15 protein-coding genes are annotated in these 16,696 nt (G+C 67.7%); 10 read left to right on the top strand and 5 right to left on the bottom strand.

The features are described from left to right. Window positions 1-321: 321 nt before the first annotated feature. From mdoH to hemC, 5 genes are all read left to right on the top strand, one after another. A complete protein-coding gene (gene mdoH, locus AC3IR9_RS18180; RefSeq protein WP_489292487.1) occupies window positions 322-2,229 on the top strand; it encodes a glucans biosynthesis glucosyltransferase MdoH in 1,908 nt (635 codons plus the stop codon). An 86-nt stretch (window positions 2,230-2,315) separates the two neighbouring features. Then, window positions 2,316-2,981 (top strand): alpha/beta hydrolase, encoded by a 666-nt coding sequence (locus AC3IR9_RS18175; protein WP_489292486.1) that lies wholly within the window; start codon window positions 2,316-2,318, stop codon window positions 2,979-2,981. A 3-nt stretch (window positions 2,982-2,984) separates the two neighbouring features. Further along, window positions 2,985-4,037 carry a sensor histidine kinase gene (locus AC3IR9_RS18170; RefSeq protein WP_489292484.1) on the top strand — a complete coding sequence of 351 codons (1,053 nt, stop codon included), beginning with the start codon at window positions 2,985-2,987 and terminating at the stop codon, window positions 4,035-4,037. Then, window positions 4,006-4,776, top strand: a complete 771-nt coding sequence (locus tag AC3IR9_RS18165; RefSeq protein WP_489292483.1) for a LytR/AlgR family response regulator transcription factor — start codon at window positions 4,006-4,008, stop codon at window positions 4,774-4,776. Before AC3IR9_RS18170 ends, AC3IR9_RS18165 begins: the two co-directional genes overlap by 32 nt. A gap of 118 nt (window positions 4,777-4,894) precedes the next feature. Further along, the gene (hemC, locus tag AC3IR9_RS18160) at window positions 4,895-5,803 is read left to right on the top strand and encodes a hydroxymethylbilane synthase (RefSeq protein WP_489292482.1); all 909 of its coding nucleotides are present in this window, start codon (window positions 4,895-4,897) and stop codon (window positions 5,801-5,803) included. Between the two features lie 114 nt (window positions 5,804-5,917). On the opposite strand, the gene AC3IR9_RS18155 is transcribed toward hemC, so the two are convergent. Both AC3IR9_RS18155 and AC3IR9_RS18150 read right to left on the bottom strand, forming a co-directional pair. Then, entirely contained in the window at window positions 5,918-6,694 is a 777-nt protein-coding gene (locus AC3IR9_RS18155) for a DUF481 domain-containing protein (RefSeq protein ID WP_489292481.1), read from the bottom strand. A gap of 119 nt (window positions 6,695-6,813) precedes the next feature. Beyond that, a complete protein-coding gene (locus AC3IR9_RS18150) occupies window positions 6,814-7,431 on the bottom strand; it encodes a LolA family protein (protein WP_489292480.1) in 618 nt (205 codons plus the stop codon). Between the two features lie 92 nt (window positions 7,432-7,523). Here AC3IR9_RS18150 and AC3IR9_RS18145 point away from each other — a divergent pair, with 92 nt between their 5' ends. Then, complete coding sequence (locus AC3IR9_RS18145; protein WP_489292479.1) at window positions 7,524-8,489, top strand: helix-turn-helix transcriptional regulator; 966 nt, start codon at window positions 7,524-7,526, stop codon at window positions 8,487-8,489. 123 nt (window positions 8,490-8,612) lie between these two features. Beyond that, window positions 8,613-9,407 (top strand): MetQ/NlpA family ABC transporter substrate-binding protein, encoded by a 795-nt coding sequence (locus AC3IR9_RS18140; RefSeq protein ID WP_489292478.1) that lies wholly within the window; start codon window positions 8,613-8,615, stop codon window positions 9,405-9,407. A 215-nt stretch (window positions 9,408-9,622) separates the two neighbouring features. On the opposite strand, the gene glpK is transcribed toward AC3IR9_RS18140, so the two are convergent. From glpK to AC3IR9_RS18125, 3 genes are all read right to left on the bottom strand, one after another. After that, a complete protein-coding gene (glpK, locus tag AC3IR9_RS18135; protein ID WP_489292477.1) occupies window positions 9,623-11,122 on the bottom strand; it encodes a glycerol kinase GlpK in 1,500 nt (499 codons plus the stop codon). A gap of 57 nt (window positions 11,123-11,179) precedes the next feature. After that, window positions 11,180-12,682, bottom strand: a complete 1,503-nt coding sequence (glpD, locus tag AC3IR9_RS18130) for a glycerol-3-phosphate dehydrogenase (RefSeq protein ID WP_489292475.1) — start codon at window positions 12,680-12,682, stop codon at window positions 11,180-11,182. A 418-nt stretch (window positions 12,683-13,100) separates the two neighbouring features. Then, window positions 13,101-13,733, bottom strand: a complete 633-nt coding sequence (locus AC3IR9_RS18125; protein WP_489292474.1) for an OmpW/AlkL family protein — start codon at window positions 13,731-13,733, stop codon at window positions 13,101-13,103. 192 nt (window positions 13,734-13,925) lie between these two features. On the opposite strand from AC3IR9_RS18125, the gene AC3IR9_RS18120 reads away from it, so the two are divergent. The 3 genes from AC3IR9_RS18120 (at window position 13,926) to AC3IR9_RS18110 (ending at window position 16,696) form a co-directional block, all read left to right on the top strand. Next, complete coding sequence (locus tag AC3IR9_RS18120; protein WP_489292473.1) at window positions 13,926-14,447, top strand: DNA-deoxyinosine glycosylase; 522 nt, start codon at window positions 13,926-13,928, stop codon at window positions 14,445-14,447. Window positions 14,448-14,648: 201 nt separating this feature from the next. Beyond that, window positions 14,649-16,052 carry a dihydrolipoyllysine-residue acetyltransferase gene (aceF, locus tag AC3IR9_RS18115; protein WP_489292472.1) on the top strand — a complete coding sequence of 468 codons (1,404 nt, stop codon included), beginning with the start codon at window positions 14,649-14,651 and terminating at the stop codon, window positions 16,050-16,052. Beyond that, window positions 16,049-16,696, top strand: coding sequence for a hypothetical protein (locus tag AC3IR9_RS18110; RefSeq protein WP_489292471.1), 648 nt, complete (start codon window positions 16,049-16,051; stop codon window positions 16,694-16,696). Before aceF ends, AC3IR9_RS18110 begins: the two co-directional genes overlap by 4 nt.

Raw genomic sequence — 16,696 nt, 5'->3', positions numbered from 1 at the left:
GAGAGGCCCGTGGCGCTAGGGCTGCGGCGATATGTCGCAGCAGGATCCCGGCGGTGATGGCTGGAATTTACTGAATGGGGAGAAATCGCGAAAGGAACTTTCGCGCCCGGCTTACATTTGCCGCCCTATGCTGGGCCGCATTTTTCGTCTCAGATCCGTTGGAGAGTTCGTGGGTTCCGGTAGTGACAGACAACAGCTGCGTGCCGCCCACGGCCTCGCGCAGGCAGGACACAGGCACGCCGCTGGGCGTGCCGGGATCTGGATGACCCCCTCCGCACCGGGCCAGCCCGGCATGGCACCACTGACCCGGGGCAACCACCCATGAGCGTGCAGTCCGCCAATGCCGTGCTCGACGCCGGCCACGCCATCCTGCCGGCCGAAGTGCCGATGGGGATGCCCGAGCAATCCTTCCGCGAAGGTCGCCTGCAGGTGCCGCGCCAGCGCACCGCACCGCGGCTGATGGCGCTGCGCCGCTTCTACATCCTGGGCGGCACTGCAGCGATGACCATCGCCGCCACCGTGATGATGTGGAAGGTGCTGGCGGTCAATGGCATCAGCGTGCTGGAGGCCTGCCTGCTGGTGTTGTTCGTGGCGTTGTTCGCCTGGATCGCGCTGTCCTTCGCCGGCGCGGTAGCGGGGTTCCTCACCGCCGTGTTCGACCGCGGCTACAAGCTGGGCATCGACCCGGACCAGCCGCTGCCGGTGGTGCATACCCGCACCGCACTGCTGATGCCGACCTACAACGAAGACCCGCGCCGCCTGCTGGCCGGCCTGCAGGCCATCTACGAATCGGTGGCCGAGACCGGGCAACTGGCGCAGTTCGACTTCTTCGTGCTCAGCGATACCCGTCGCGAGGACATCGGTGCTGCCGAAGAGGCCGCCTTCGCCGCATTGTGCGATGCGGTGGGCGGCCACGAACGGCTGTTCTACCGCCGCCGTGGCGACAACAGCGGGCGCAAGGCCGGCAACATCGCCGACTGGGTGCGCCGTTTCGGCGGCGGCTACCCGCAGATGCTGATTCTCGATGCCGACAGCCTGATGACCGGCGACACCATCGTGCGCCTGGTCGCCGGCATGGAACACAACCCCGACGTCGGCCTGATCCAGACCCTGCCGGCGGTGATCGGCGGGCGCACCCTGTTTGCCCGCATGCAGCAGTTCGGTGGCCGCGTGTACGGACCGGTGATCGGCCGGGGCGTGGCCTGGTGGCACGGTGCGGAAAGCAACTACTGGGGCCACAACGCCATCATCCGCACCGAAGCATTCGCCGAGAACGCCGGCCTGCCGCCGTTGCCGGGCCGCGAGCCGTTCGGCGGCCATGTGCTCAGCCACGATTTCGTCGAAGCGGCGCTGATGCGTCGCGGTGGCTGGGCCACGCACATGGTGCCCTACCTCAAGGGCAGCTACGAAGAAGGCCCGCCCACCCTGACCGACATGCTGGTACGCGACCGCCGCTGGTGCCAGGGCAACCTGCAACACGCCAAGGTAGTGGGCTCCAAGGGCCTGCATTGGGTCAGCCGCATGCACATGATGATCGGCATCGGCCATTACTTCACCGCGCCGATGTGGGGCATGTTGATGCTGGTCGGCATCGCCATTCCGCTGTTCCAGGGCGGTATCGATCTCAATGAAGTGCTGCACCTCTCGCCCGGCGTGTACTGGCGCCACCAGGACGAAGAGAAGGTCATCCGCATGTTCGCCATCACCATGGTGGTACTGCTGGCGCCGAAGGTGCTGGGCTACCTGGCCATGCTTCTGGACCGGGTGGAGCGACGTGGCTGCGGCGGTACCCTCCGCGCGTTGCTGTCGATGCTGCTGGAAACCCTGCTGGCGGCACTGATGGCGCCGGTGGTGATGTATGTGCAGTCGCGCGGCGTGGCCGAAGTGCTGGCCGGCAAGGATTCCGGCTGGGATGCGCAGCAGCGCGACGACGGTGGCATCTCCTGGCCGGCATTGATCCGCGGCTACGGTGGGTTGAGCGTGTTCGGGCTGTTCATGGGCGTGCTGGCCTACGCGGTATCGCCCTCGCTGGCGGCGTGGATGGCCCCGGTGGTGATCGGCATGGTGCTGGCCATCCCGGTGGTGGCCCTGACCTCTTCGCGCAGTGCCGGCACCTGGATGCATCGGCTTGGGTTGATGGAGATCCCCGAGGAAAGCGCACCGCCCAAGGTACTGGTCCGCGCGGCGCAGCTGCGCCAGGCGGCGGCCGAACACAAGACGTCGGCCTGAGACCCCCGTCACAGGCACTTCGCGCAGCGGCACCCATCGGTGCAGCTGCGCGGCATAATGCGGCTTGAACGTCCTGGAGCCGCACCATGCTGGAAACCGTCCTCAATGAAACCGGCACCGACCCGCAATGGGCGGTGCTGTGGCTGCACGGCCTGGGTGCCGACGGGCACGACTTCGCCCCGATCGTGCCCGAGCTGCTGCGTCCGCATTGGCCGGCGATCCGCTTCGTGTTCCCGCATGCACCGGTGCAGCCGATCACCATCAACAATGGCGTGCCGATGCGCGCCTGGTACGACATCGTCAGCATGGACTTCCGCTCGCGCGCCGATGCGGCCGGCGTCGAGGCTTCCGTGCAGGCACTGGATGCGCTGATCGAACAGCAGGTTGCCGACGGCATTCCCGCCGAGCGCATTGTGCTGGCCGGCTTCTCCCAGGGCGGCGCGGTGATCCTGAGCGCGGCATTGCGACGTACCCGTCCGCTGGCCGGGCTGATCGCGTTGTCCACCTACCTGCCCGATCCTGAGAACGCCGCCGCCCAGCGCGCCCCCGAGGGCATCCGCCCACCGGTGTTCATGGCCCATGGCGTGCAGGATCCGGTGATTCCGCAGGCGATTGCCGCGCACACCGCGCAGACCCTCAAGGATCTCGGCTTCCCGCTGGAATGGCATTCCTATCCGATGGCCCACCAGGTCTGCGCTGACGAACTGCAGGCGCTGGGCGACTGGCTGGACGCGCGTTTCCAGGCCGCCTGAGCCATGAACGACCCCCGCCAGCAAGCGTGGCTGCCCGAGCTGTGCCGCCTGCCGCGGCTGGCGGCGATGCTGGGGCTGGCCGAGCTGGTGGTGGTGGTGGTCGCGCTGGCGCCTGACGGCAGCCGGCACTGGAGCCTGTCCGATTTCCTGTCCGCCAGCGCGTTTGCGCTGTGGTTGGCGCTGGCGGTGACGGTCTGCCTGTGCGCGGCGCGCGTGGCGTTGTCACGCCTGCCCGAGGCGGCCGGTGCGGCGCTGGCGGTGGCGATGACCGCATTGATTGCCGTGGTCTGCGCCGGGGTGGTGCACGGCCTGTATGGCGTACTTGGCAGCACGGGGGTTGTCCAGCAGGTGGGGTTCTGGCGCTTCACCCTGGGCAGCGCCACCATGACCGCGTTGATCGTGGCGCTGGCGTTGCGCTACTTCTACGTCAGCGATCGCTGGAGCGCGCAGACCGTGGCCAACGCGCGCGCGCAGGCCGATGCCCTGCAGGCGCGGATCCGCCCGCACTTCCTGTTCAACAGCATGAACCTGATTGCCAGCCTGGTGCGCCGCGATCCGGTCGTGGCCGAACGCGCCGTGCTGGACTTGTCCGACCTGTTCCGCGCCGCGTTGGGCGCCGGCGAGGGCAATTCCACGCTGCAGGACGAATGCGAACTGGCCGAGCGCTACCTGTCGATCGAAACGCTGCGCCTGGGCGAGCGCCTGCAGGTGCAGTGGCAACGCAACGAGCCGCTGCCGTGGGCGTTGCCGATGCCGCGGCTGGTGCTGCAGCCGCTGGTTGAGAACGCGGTGCTGCATGGCATCTCGCGGTTGCCCGGCGGCGGCACCATCGTCATTGCGTTGACCTGCGAAGGCAGCCAGCTGCACATCCGGGTGCACAACCCGGCCCCGGACCCGCAGGCGCGCGCGCTGTCGCTGCCGCTGGCACAGGGCGCCGGCCATGCACAGCGCAGCATCGCCCATCGCCTGGCCTGGCGCTTCGGCCCGGCGGCGCGGATGACGGGGGCATGGAGCGACGGCTACTATGCATGCGACATCACCGTCCCGGTGCAATGAGGAAACAGCCTTGAAGGTGGTCATTGCCGACGACGAGCCGCTGGCCCGCGAGCGCCTGCGCAGCCTGCTGGCCGAACAACCCGGCGTGGAGGTGGTGGCCGAGGCCGAGAACGGCGAGCAGGCCCTGCACGCCTGTGCCGAGCTGCAGCCGGACCTGGTCCTGCTCGACATCGCCATGCCCGGCTTGGACGGGCTGGAAGCGGCGCGCCACCTGGCCACCTTCGACCCGCGCCCGGCGGTGGTGTTCTGCACCGCCTACGATGCGCACGCGCTGTCGGCATTCGAAGCGGCCGCGATCGATTACCTGATGAAGCCCGTGCGCCCGGAACGCCTGGCGGCCGCCCTGGAGCGTGCACGCACCTTCCTGGCCGGCCGCAGTGGCCAGCCCAGCACGCCCAGCCAACAGGCGCGCACGCTGCTGTGCGCGCGCCTGCGCGGCAGCCTGCGGCTGATTCCGATCGAAGACATCCATTACCTGCAGGCCGAGGAAAAGTACGTGGTGGTCCACCACGCACGCGGCGAAGACCTGATCGAGGAATCGCTGAAGTCGCTGGAGGAGGAATTCGCCAACCGCTTCGTGCGCATCCACCGCAATTGCCTGGTCGCCCGCCATGAACTGGTCGAGCTGCGACGAAATGGCGCAGGCCAGGTCCAGGCCGTGCTGCGGCATGGCAAGGCGCCGCTGGAAGTCAGCCGGCGGTGCGTGGCCAGCATCAAGCAGGACCTCAAGCACCTGTAACCGGGCACCGCGTGCCACGACCCACGGTCGTGCCCCACCACGGCCCGGTAGGTATCGACCGTTGGTCGATACACCCCTGCAGCGTGGCAAATGCGGCCCGTGCGCGGATAATGTCCACATGAAAACCCTGCGCATCGCCACCCGAAAGAGCCCGCTTGCCCTGTGGCAGAGCGAACACGTCGCCGACCGCCTGCGCCAGGCACACCCCGGGCTGGACGTGGTGCTGGTGCCGATGAGCACGCGCGGTGACGAGGTGCTGGACCGCTCGCTGGCCGCGATCGGCGGCAAGGGCCTGTTCCTGAAGGAACTGGAGCTGGCGATGCTGCGCGGCGATGCCGACTGCGCGGTGCACTCCCTCAAGGACGTGCCGATGGAGCTGGACGCCCCGTTCGCGCTGCCGGCCATGCTGACCCGGCACGACCCGGCCGATGGTTTCATTTCCAACCTGTACGCCTCGCTGGACGCGCTGCCGATCGGCGCGCGCGTCGGCACCTCCTCGCTGCGCCGCCAGGCCCAGCTGCGCGCGCTGCGCCCGGACCTGGAACTGCTGGACCTGCGCGGCAACGTCAACACGCGCCTGGCCAAGCTGGACAACGGCGGCTACGACGCGATCGTGCTTGCGGTGGCCGGGCTGGAACGGCTGGGCCTGGGCAATCGCATCGTCGCCAGGCTCGCCGCACCTGACTGGCTGCCGGCGCCGGCGCAGGGCGCGGTCACCGTGGAATGCAATGGCGAGGACGCGCCGGTGATGGCGCTGTTCGCTGCGCTGGACGATGCACGCACCCGCGCTTGCGTGGAGGCCGAGCGCGCCATGAACCGTGCACTGCACGGCAGCTGCCACGTGCCGGTGGCCGGCTATGCGCAGTGGCAAGGCGAGGATCTGTTCCTGCAGGGCCTGGTGGGCGGCGTTGCCGATGGCCGCATCGTGCGTGCCGAGGCGCGTGGCCCGGGCAGCGACCCGGATGCGTTGGGCCGGTGGGTGGCAAGCGGGTTGCTGGAAGGCGGTGCGGGCGAACTGCTCGCGTAGTGCCGGCCATCGGGCGGCACTACGTTGCCTTATGCGCTTTTAGTGGGGTGTGCGTGGTTGCCGGGCAGAGCCCGGCATTACGCGTCGGGGTGGGCGCGGATGCGCCCACGACCCTTATTTGAACTTGTAGACCACGTTCATCGTGGTCAGCGTATCGGTCTTGCGCTTGTCCACGGCCACGTCGCTGTTGTAACGCGCCTGCCAGCCGGCCTTCAGCGCCAGGTGCTCGTTCATGCTCACCGACACACCGAAATCATTCTGGCCGAAGGTGTTGTACGAGCCCGACTCGACCAGCAGCGTATTGACCAGATCGGTGTTGGGGGTCAGCGAGTACTTCACGTCGAACAGGCCGCGGCCGATCAGGCCGGTGCGGGTTTCATCGTCTTCGGTGTTGTGGGTGCGGCGCACACCGGGACCGATCTGCGCATCCATGTAGAAGCGGTCGCCTTCCATCAGCCGGGTGCCGTAACCCAGGCCGAACGAACTCTGGCGGTCGTAGGTGGCAAAATCATCGCGCTCGTAACGCACCGTGGCGGTCAGCTGGCGGTGCTCGCCCAGCTGCAGCGCGCTGCCGGCGCTGCCGGTGTAACGGTTGGCGGTGGTGTTGGTGCGCTTGGTCACGGTGCCGTCGTCGGCGGTTTCCACATATTCCGACCGCGAGCGCAGGCCGAACAGATCCATGCTGTGCACCCAGTCATCATCGGTGTAGCGCAGGCGCAGGCGACCGTTGGCGCTTTCGGTATTGCTGTTGCCGCGTGCCGAGGCGAAGCCGAACTCACCGCCGCTGCCGCTCCATGGCGAGGTCATCGCGGCCGGGTCGAGGGTGTCCTGTGCGAAGGCCGCCGGGGCGCACAGCAGCAAGGGAACGAGCAGCGAGACGCGCAGGAACATCAACGGTTCTCCATGATCTGGGGGGAGGGAAATAGAAGCCGTCAATGATACTTGATGCGATTCGGGCCGGATTTCCCCGCCGCCCCGCGCTTTAGCGAGGGTTTGGTCTGAGTGCCTGTTCAGGGAAGTTCGATGCGCAGCGCCGGATCATTGAAGCGCGAGTAGCGCAGCGTGATCCGGAACGATTGGCCATGGGTCTGGCCCTGGCGCTCGATCTGCACCGGCAGCCCCTGCGCATTGATCCAATACACCATCCCGTCCGGACCGGCGCTGGCATGGTGCACGCGATACTTGCGGGCCGGCTGGCCGCCGACCGCCTCGCTGCCCAGGTCCTGGACCTGCAACTGGGCCGGGGCCAGGTCGGCCGGCAACGGGTTCCGCCACTGCGCCAGCAGGCCCGGCGGCACCGGGACCTGGCGTACTTGGCCGGCACGCTGCAGGAAGAAGGTGTCGCCGATGATCAGCTGCGGGCCGTCATCGGTCTGCAGGCGATAGCGATCCGGGGCGACGAACTCCATCGACGTCTCCACCGTGCGCGGGCCCTGCATGCGCAGGCTGGCATGGAAGCTGCGCAGCTGGCCGAAGCGCTGGCTGGCGGCCAGGACCGCCTGCACCGGATCGACCGCGACCGGCACGGTGCCCGCTGCCGGGCCGGGCGTGCTGGTGGCCGGATCCGGCGCGCGCCCACAGCCGGACAGCAGCAGGGACAGGGTAAGGACGGCAGGCAACAGGCGCATGACAGGCGGCAACGGACGCAATCGGGCCCTCACGATAGCCCAAGACGCGGTCGAAGCCGCCACAACGACGGCGACTCGGACATAATCGGGTCATGGACCGATATGAACGCATCAACGCCCTGCATCGCCTGCTGAAGTCCGCGCGCTATCCGGTGACGGTGGCGACCCTGCAGGAAAAACTGGAGTGTTCCCGCGCCACCGTCTACCGCGACCTGGCCTTCCTGCGCGACGCGCTGATGGCCCCGGTGGAGGGTGACGGCGAGGCCGGATTTCGCTACCAGGACAACGAGAGCGACCGTTTCGAGCTGCCCGGGTTGTGGCTCAGCTCGGAGGAGCTGTACGCGCTGCTGGCCTCCCAGCATCTGCTGGCGCGGACCGGCGGCGGTGTGCTGTCCTCGGTGCTGGCCCCGCTGCAACAGCGCATCGAAGGCCTGCTCGCAGCGCAGGCCGGGGTGTCCACCTGGCCGGTGGACCGGGTCCGGGTCATCCCGCACCGCGGCCGCAAGTTCGACGAAGCCAGTTTCCGTGCCGTGGCCTCGGCCGTGCTGGAGCGCAAGCAGCTGGCGTTCGAGTACCGTGCCCGTTCCACCGACGAGGCGACCAAGCGCATCGTCTCGCCGCAACGCATGACCCACTACCGCGACAACTGGTACCTGGACGCCTGGGACCACGGCCGCGAAGGCCTGCGCAGTTTCGCGGTGGACCGCATCTACAAGGCGCGGGTGGTGGATACCACCGCGCGCGATGTCGAGGAAAACGAGCTGGACGAGCAGCTGGGCGCCAGCTACGGCATCTTCTCCGGTGCGCCCAAGGGCTGGGCCACCATCGTGTTCAGTGCCAAGGCCGCGCGCTGGGTGGCCGATGAGCACTGGCATTCCAAGCAGCAGGGCCGCTTCCTGGCCGATGGCCGTTACGAGCTCAAGGTGCCTTACAGCGTCTCGCGCGAGCTGCTGATGGACGTGCTGCACTACGGCTCGGATGCGGAGATCATCGAGCCGGCCATGCTGCGCGAGCAGGCCAAGGCGCTGCTGGAACTGGCCCTGACCAACTACGCATAGCGCGGCGCGCTGCCCCGCTGCCGTGCTGCCCGGCCCTCATGCCGGCCGGTCATATGCCCCGATACCGCAAGGGCCGGGGCGTGCGGTATGGTTGGCCGCTATCGCTGCCCCCGGATACCCCCCATGAAGAAGTACCTGTTGCTCCCGCTGCTCGCCGCCACGCTGGCCCTGGCCGCCTGCGGCAAGCGCGCCGACGACTCCCAGAAACTGGTGGTGGCCGCCACCGCGGTGCCGCACGCCGAGATCCTGGCCGTGGTCAAGCCGTTGCTGCAGAAGGAAGGCCTGACCCTGGACGTGCGCGTGTTCAACGACTACGTGCAGCCCAACGACCAGCTGGTGCAGAAGCAGGTGGACGTCAACTACTTCCAGACCGAGCCCTACCTGGATGCCTACAACCGCGACCGCAAGACCGACCTGGTCAAGGTGGTCGGTGTGCACATCGAACCGTTCGGTGCCTACTCGCGCCGCTTCAAGTCGCTCGATGAGGTGCCCGTCGGCGCCGACGTGGTGATCCCCAACGACCCGAGCAACAACAGCCGCGCGCTGATCCTGCTGCACAAGGCCGGCCTGATCACCCTCAAGGATCCGACCAACGCCCTGGCCACCCAGCGCGACATCACCGCCAACCCGAAGCAGCTGAAGTTCCGCGAGCTGGATTCGGCGATGCTGCCGCGCGTGCTCGACCAGGTCGACCTGGCCCTGATCAACACCAACTACGCGCTGGATGCCGGGCTCAACCCGACCCAGGACGCATTGGCGATCGAAAGCAAGGATTCGCCGTACGTGAACTTCCTGGTGGCACGCCCGGACAACAAGGACGATGCCCGCGTACAGAAGCTGGCCAAGGCCCTGACCAGCCCGGAAGTGAAGGCCTTCATCGCCGAAAAATACAAGGGCGCGGTGTTGCCGGCGTTCTGATGGATCCGCGCCGACCAACGGTCGGCGCCTACCGGTATACAGGTTGATCGGCCCGTAGCGACGACCGGCGGATACGGTTGATCGGCATGTGCCCATGCCGGTGGGCACGGTTGATCGGCACGTGCCCATGACCGGTGGACACGGTTGATCGGCCCGTGCCGATGACCGGTAGGTACCGATGACCGGTAGGTACCGACCGTTGGTCGGTACGCCCCTCAGCCGACGCGGAACCCCATCGTGGCTTCCACCGCCTGCTGCCAGCCGGCATACAGCGCTTCGCGCCGGTCCACCGCCATCTGCGGTACGAAGCGGCGGTCCACCGCCCATTGCGCGGCAATCTCGGCGCGGCTGGACCAGAATCCAGTGGCCAGCCCGGCCAGGTACGCCGCCCCCAGCGCGGTGGTTTCGGCCACCTGCGGGCGCAGCACCGGCACGCCCAGGATGTCGCTCTGGAACTGGGCCATGAAGTCGTTGCCGATGGCACCCCCGTCGGCGCGCAGTTCCTTCAGTTCGATCCCGGCATCGGCCTGCATCGCCGCCAGCACGTCGCGGGTCTGGTAGGCCATCGATTCCACCGCGGCGCGGATGAAGTGCTCCTTGCGCGTGCCGCGGGTGATGCCGAACATCGCCCCGCGCACGTCGCTGCGCCAGTACGGTGCGCCCAACCCGACGAAGGCCGGCACCAGGTACACCCCGCCGGTGTCGGGCACGCGCTCGGCATAGGCCTGGCAGTCGCTGGACTTGCCAAACATGCGCAGCCCGTCGCGCAGCCACTGCACCACCGAGCCGGCCACGAATATCGACCCTTCCAGGGCATATTCGACCTTGCCGTCGATGCCCCAGGCCAGCGTGGTCAGCAAGCCGTTGCGCGATGCCACCGCCTTGTCGCCAGTGTTCATCAGCATGAAACAGCCGGTGCCATAGGTGTTCTTGGCCATGCCCGGCTCGAAGCAGGCCTGCCCGAACAAGGCGGCCTGCTGGTCGCCGGCGATCCCGGCGATGGGAATCTGCTGGTCGAAGAAGAACTGCGCCTGGGTACTGGCATACACCTCGCTGGAGCTGCGCACCTGCGGCAGCATCGCGCGCGGGATGTCCAGCAGGGCCAGCAACTGGTCATCCCAGTCCAGGGTGTGGATGTTGAACAACAGCGTGCGCGCGGCATTGCTGTAATCGGTGACGTGGACCGCGCCGCCGCTGAGGTTCCACACCAGCCAGCTGTCGATGGTGCCAAACAGCAACTCGCCGCGCTCGGCGCGCGCCTGCGCACCGTGCACGTGGTCCAGGATCCAGCGGATCTTGGTCGCCGAAAAGTACGCGTCGATCAGCAGCCCGGTGCGCTCGCGTACCAGTGCGTCGTGGCCGTCGGCCTTGAGCCGCTCGCAGATCGCCTGGCTCTGCCGCGACTGCCAGACGATCGCATTGTGGATCGGCTGGCCGGTGGCCTTGTCCCAGACCACCGTGGTTTCGCGCTGGTTGGTGATGCCGATGCCGGCAATCCGGCGCGGATCGACCTGCTCGCGGTTGAGCAGTTCGGTGAGGGTGGTATAGACGCTGGTGAGGATCTCTCGCGGATCGTGTTCGACCCAGCCGGGTTCGGGAAACAGCTGGGCGAACTCGCGCTGTGCGCTGCCCACGATGCGTCCGCCCCGGTCGAACAGGATCGCGCGGGAACTGGTGGTGCCCTGGTCGATGGCGAGCACGTACTGCTTGTCCATGCCTTGCTCCCTGCAGCGAATCGGAAATGACGGCACGGGCGCCGCCCACGCCACAGCCTACGCGATCGCGGCCAGGCGCTGCTGCAGGTAGTGCGCCAGCACCTCGCGCTGCGCTGCATCCAGCAGCAGCCCGGCGCGGGTGCGCCGCCACAGCAGGTCATCCAGGGTGCGCACCCATTCGTGCACCACCAGGTAATCGACCTCGCACTGGTACAACCCGGCACCGAAATCGATGCCCAGCTGCGCCAGCGTGGTGGCGGTGCCCAGCAGCAGGCCGGCACGGGTTCCGTAGCGACGTGCAAGGCCGGCCAGCAACGTTGGCGGCAGCTGCCGATAGCGCGCCTGCAGGCGCGACTGCACCTGCTGCGCATCGCCGCCATCGCCCCCGGGCAGCACGGCGCCGTCGGCGGTCCAGCCCGGTTCACTGCGGCCGAGCAGCGGGCCCAGCAGGTCCACCGCCTCTTCGGCCAGCGTGCGGTAGGTGGTGAGCTTGCCGCCGAGCACGCTCAGCAACGGTGCCTGGGCGCTGTCCACCTGCAGGCGATAGTCGCGGGTGACCTTGGCGGCGTCGTGGTGATGGTCGGCCAGCAGCGGACGCACGCCGCTGAACTGCCAGACCACGTCGGCCGGCTGCACCGGTGTGCGCAGCCAGCGGTTGACCGCCTCGCACAGGTAGGCCACCTCGCTGTCGGCGGCCCGCACGTTGGCCGGGTCGCCGTGGTAGTCCACGTCGGTGGTGCCGATCAGGGTGAACTCCTGTTCGAAGGGCACCACGAACACGATGCGCTGGTCCGGCTGCTGCAGCAGGTAGGCGCTGTCGTGCGCGTACAGGCATGGCACCACGATATGGCTGCCCTGGACCAGGCGCAGGCCGGCCGGCGCCGCCATCCCGGCGCGCTGGGGCAGGGTGCCGGCCCACGGCCCGGTGGCGTTGACCACGGTGCGGGCGCGTAGCTGGCGTACGCCGCCATCGGTGCCGTGCAGCACCGCTTCCCAGTGATCGGCATGGCGGGTGAGGTGGTCGCAGCGCGTACGCACCAGGACCTGCGCACCCCGCTCGTGGGCATCCAGTGCGTTGAGCAGCACCAGCCGCGCATCATCCACGCGCGCGTCGGAATAGCTGAAGCCACTGCGGAAGCCGGGCTGCAGTACCGCCCCGCGCGGGTCACGGCGCAGGTCCAGTCGCTGCGAACGTGGGAACGCGGTCCCGGCGTGGCCCAGGTGGTCGTACAACCACAGCCCGGCATGCAGCATCCAGCCGGGCCGCAGGTGCGCGGCGTGCGGCAGCACGAACTGGGTGGGAATGACCAGGTGGGGCGCGAGCCGGTGCAGCACGCTGCGCTCGCGCAGCGCCTTGCGGACCAGCCCGAACTCGCCGTACTGCAGGTAGCGCAGGCCACCGTGGATGAGTTTGGTGCTGGCGCTGGAGGTATGCGCGGCCAGGTCATCCTGCTCGCACAGGCACACCGACCAGCCACGCCCGGCGGCATCGCGCGCAATGCCGGCACCATTGATGCCCCCGCCGACCACCAGCACGTCAACCACATCGGTATCGGCCATTCGCGTCCCCCGTATCGCGTCGCAGCCAGTATGCCGACGGCGGGGCAAAACGGAATGAAAGGTTTCTACACAAGGGCTTTGGAGCACGCGCATGCAGGGCATCCCGTTGCCAGAGCAGAAGCATCGGCATCGCATGCGTGGGTCCTGCTTTCCGGTGGCTACCAGCCAGCTGTCTGGGGTGGGGGCGTGTGGGTTCACGGGACCCTCGGCGCCATGGATGGCGCCGCGGAGCTTACAGGGATGTACTTGCAGCGTGTCCCGTGAACCCACACGCCCCCGCCCACCCCGGAGTAGAGAGGCACTGGCAGCTGTTCGCCTTTTCGCAGCTGAGCCCAGACCACCCGAAATAGTTGGCGCGGGAAACAACAACGGGCCCGCGAGGGGCCCGTTGCTTTACTGCGTGTTGCTCGGCAGGTGCTTAGAAGCGCGCACCGATACCTACGCCGACGGTCCACGGGTCCAGCTTGGCCTTGTCGCCGGTGCTGTCGCCGTTGATGGTCAGTTCCGGGCGCGAATGCATGTAACGGGCATCGGCACGGGCGAACCAGGTGCTGTTGATGTTCATGTCCACGCCGACGGTGCCGATGGCGCCCTTGGCGGTCTTCAGGCCCACATGCCCGACATCGCTTGCCAGGTCTTCGTTGCTGAAGTTGGACTCGTAATAGCCCACGCCCACGAACGGACGGAACACGTTGTCGGCCTGGCCGAAGTGGTACTGGCCGCTCAGCGCGATCGGCTGCTGCTCGACGGTACCCAGGCGTGCACCATCGGTGCCGCGCACGCGGTGGTCGAACTTGTCGGCAGCGCCCCACAGTTCCACGGCCCAGTTGTCATTGATGTAGTAGCTGAAGCTCACGGTCGGGGCCGGGCCGCCATCCACCTTGCGCACGCCGTCGATCGGATCGCCCTTGGGCTGCAGCAGCGTGACGCCGCCGACCACGGCAAAATGCTTGCCCGAGGCGGTGTCGGTGGTGGAGTCCTGTGCGAAGGCTGCCGGTGCGAAAGCAAGGGCGGTCAGGGTAGCCAGAGTCAGAGTACGGATGGAGCGCATGGGGGATTCTCCTCAGAATTTTTTTGTTCTTGGCCCCTTGTTTCCGGGGCGAGGCAAACGTAATCCTCTGAACATGAATCGCATCCGACGCGCGTTAAAATTTGGTTTGTTCCGTTCAGCGATCAGTGGAAAAGCCCTGTAATTCCGGGCAATCACGCGGTCGCCGATATTCATGCACCTGTTGGAGATGTGATGAAACAAACACACTGCATCGGTTTTCCCGCGCAGGTTCGGCGCGATTGCCGCGTGCTGGTGCTCGGCTCGATGCCGGGTATCGCATCGCTGCAGGCCGCGCAGTATTACGCGCACCCCCGCAATCGTTTCTGGCCGTTGATGCAGGAACTGTGCGGCGTGGATGCCGTGCAGCCGTACCCCGGGCGCATGGCCGCATTGAACGAGGCCGGCGTCGGTGTGTGGGATGTCATCGGGCGCTGCCAGCGTCGCGGCAGCCTGGACACCTCGATCGTGCGCGGCAGTGAAGTGCCCAATGCGTTGGCGACCCTGATCGCCACGCTGCCCCGGCTGCGCGCGGTGGCCTGCAATGGGGGTGCTGCCCACCGGGCCTTCCAGCGTTTCATCGTGCCATCGCTGGCAGCCCAGGCCCGGGTGCCGCCGATCTGGGCGCTGCCCTCCACCAGCCCGGCCAACGCAGCCTGGCCGTTGCCACGGTTGCAGGTGGCCTGGCAGCCCGTGGCCGACGCCCTGCGCGACTGAGCAGGCGTCGCCGGGCCGACAGTACGGTGCCGACTGGAAAATTCTGCTTTGCACTGGCGCAAGCACAATCCAGCCAAGGCAGGCCGCTGCAACAGCCTGTCCCGGGACAGGTGCAGTGAAAATTCCGCGAACCGGTTGGCGCTGACGCCTCCTGCCCCCACAATAGGCGATTCCCTACACCAGATTGCCGGAGTTATCCCCATGGCCGAAATCAAGGAAGCACTTGTCCCCGATATCGGTGACTACAGCGATATCCCGGTAATCGAGGTGCTGGTCGCCGTTGGAGACACCGTCAAGAAGGACCAGGGCCTGGTCACGCTGGAGTCGGACAAGGCCACGATGGAAGTCCCGTCTTCGGTGGCCGGCGTGGTCAAGGAGATCAAGGTCAAGATTGGCGACAACCTGTCCGAGGGCAAGGTCGTGGCGCTGATCGAAGTCAGCGAAGGCGAGGCCAAGCCCGCCGCCGCTGCCGCTCCGGCTGCCGCGGCCAAGACCGAAGCGGCTGAAACCGCGACCAAGGTCGAACCGGTTGCCGCCCCGGCGGAGCCGGACAAGCTGGCCGCCCGCGAGATCGAGCAGGCCGCCGCCAGGCCGACCCAGCCGGCACCGGCCGCTGCCGCCCCGTCGGCCGGTTCGCCGAGCAGCCCGCCGGTGCAGTTCAATGCCGACAGCGTGCTGCCGCAGAAGGTCCCGTACGCATCGCCGGCAGTGCGCGTGTTCGCCCGCGAACTGGGCGTGGACCTGAACCAGCTGAGCGGCACCGAGAAGGGTGGCCGCATCACCAAGGGCGACGTGCAGAAGTTCGTCAAGTCGGCCCTGACCGGTGGCGTTTCTGCCGGCGGTGGCGCCGTGGCTGCCGGTGGTGGCCTGAACCTGCTGCCGTGGCCGAAGGTCGATTTCAGCAAGTTCGGCGAGACCGAAGTGCAGCCGCTGTCGCGGATCAAGAAGATTTCCGGTGCGAACCTGGCCCGTAACTGGGCGATGATTCCGCACGTCACCCAGTTCGAGCAGGCCGACATCACCGAGCTGGAAGCCCTGCGCGTGGCGCTGAACAAGGAGAACGAGAAGGCCGGCATCAAGCTGACCATGCTCGCCTTCCTGGTCAAGGCCAGCGCGGCGGCGCTGAAGAAGTTCCCCGAGTTCAACGCCTCGCTGGATGCCAGCGGCGAGAACCTGACCCTGAAGAAGTACTTCAACATCGGCTTCGCTGCCGACACCCCGAACGGCCTGGTCGTTCCGGTGATCCGCGATGTCGACAAGAAGGGCGTGGTACAGATCGCGCAGGAATCGGGCGAACTGGCCAAGAAGGCGCGCGACGGCAAGATGGGCCCGGCCGACATGAGTGGCGGCTGCTTCTCGATCAGCTCGCTGGGCGGCATCGGCGGCACCGCGTTCACTCCGATCGTCAATGCTCCCGAAGTGGCCATCCTGGGCGTGTCCAAGTCGTCGATCCAGCCGGTCTGGAACGGCAAGGAATTCGCGCCGAAGCTGATGCTGCCGCTGTCGCTGAGCTACGACCACCGCGTCATCGACGGTGCGCTGGCCGCACGCTTCACCACCTACCTGTCCCAGGTGCTGGCCGACATGCGGCGCGTGCTGCTGTGAGGCATGGCCTGGCAGTGGCCGTGATGCTGGCGGTACTGCCGGCGTCGCAGGCGGGCGCGGCGGAATGCGCGTCCGGCCTGGGACGTGGCTGGCCGCCGGCGGTGGGCAACTATGGCCAGGCGGTGGAAACCCTGTTCGACGGCAAGGCGCAGCCGGCGCTGTCGCTGGTGACCCTGCCCAAGAGCGGGGTCGAGACCGGCGTTGCGTTGCTGCCCGGCACCCGGGAACAGGAATGGACGCTGCGCTACAGCCGCGCCGACAAGCGGGTCTACAACTGGAACAACAGCGCCCGCCAGGGCGGGTTGGAGCTGCGCGTGGACCAGCAGCCGGACCAGTACCAGGTGAACATCCCGGCCGCACTGGCGCAGCGCCTGCTGCGCGGTTGGCAGGCCGCGCTGGACACGGCCGTGCCGGCCGATCGCAAGGCTGCGGTGCTGGACGGTGAGGTGCTGTCGTTCCAGGTGGACGGGCAGCGCTTCAGCGGCCCGCGCCCGGAGTGCGGCAGCGGCAGGCTGATGATGAAACAGGTGGCGCTGCTGATTGAAGCCAGCGACACCAAGGAAAAGAAGCTCGACCGTCGCTGGAAGGATCTGGACGAGTCGCTCGACGAACTGCAGCAACTGCTCGCCGGCAAGGCCGGCTGA

The organism is Stenotrophomonas sp. GL_101 (assembly GCF_057835675.1).
The sequence above is the reverse complement of the archived record's forward strand: the minus strand, read 5'-3'. Positions and strand labels throughout refer to the sequence as shown.

Coding starts and splice junctions, on each gene's coding strand:
- mdoH (WP_489292487.1), top strand. CDS start 322: ATGAGCGTGCAGTCCGCCAATGCCGTGCTCGACGCCGGCCACGCCATC.
- AC3IR9_RS18175 (WP_489292486.1), top strand. CDS start 2,316: ATGCTGGAAACCGTCCTCAATGAAACCGGCACCGACCCGCAATGGGCG.
- AC3IR9_RS18170 (WP_489292484.1), top strand. CDS start 2,985: ATGAACGACCCCCGCCAGCAAGCGTGGCTGCCCGAGCTGTGCCGCCTG.
- AC3IR9_RS18165 (WP_489292483.1), top strand. CDS start 4,006: ATGCATGCGACATCACCGTCCCGGTGCAATGAGGAAACAGCCTTGAAG.
- hemC (WP_489292482.1), top strand. CDS start 4,895: ATGAAAACCCTGCGCATCGCCACCCGAAAGAGCCCGCTTGCCCTGTGG.
- AC3IR9_RS18155 (WP_489292481.1), bottom strand. CDS start 6,694: ATGTTCCTGCGCGTCTCGCTGCTCGTTCCCTTGCTGCTGTGCGCCCCG.
- AC3IR9_RS18150 (WP_489292480.1), bottom strand. CDS start 7,431: ATGCGCCTGTTGCCTGCCGTCCTTACCCTGTCCCTGCTGCTGTCCGGC.
- AC3IR9_RS18145 (WP_489292479.1), top strand. CDS start 7,524: ATGGACCGATATGAACGCATCAACGCCCTGCATCGCCTGCTGAAGTCC.
- AC3IR9_RS18140 (WP_489292478.1), top strand. CDS start 8,613: ATGAAGAAGTACCTGTTGCTCCCGCTGCTCGCCGCCACGCTGGCCCTG.
- glpK (WP_489292477.1), bottom strand. CDS start 11,122: ATGGACAAGCAGTACGTGCTCGCCATCGACCAGGGCACCACCAGTTCC.
- glpD (WP_489292475.1), bottom strand. CDS start 12,682: ATGGCCGATACCGATGTGGTTGACGTGCTGGTGGTCGGCGGGGGCATC.
- AC3IR9_RS18125 (WP_489292474.1), bottom strand. CDS start 13,733: ATGCGCTCCATCCGTACTCTGACTCTGGCTACCCTGACCGCCCTTGCT.
- AC3IR9_RS18120 (WP_489292473.1), top strand. CDS start 13,926: ATGAAACAAACACACTGCATCGGTTTTCCCGCGCAGGTTCGGCGCGAT.
- aceF (WP_489292472.1), top strand. CDS start 14,649: ATGGCCGAAATCAAGGAAGCACTTGTCCCCGATATCGGTGACTACAGC.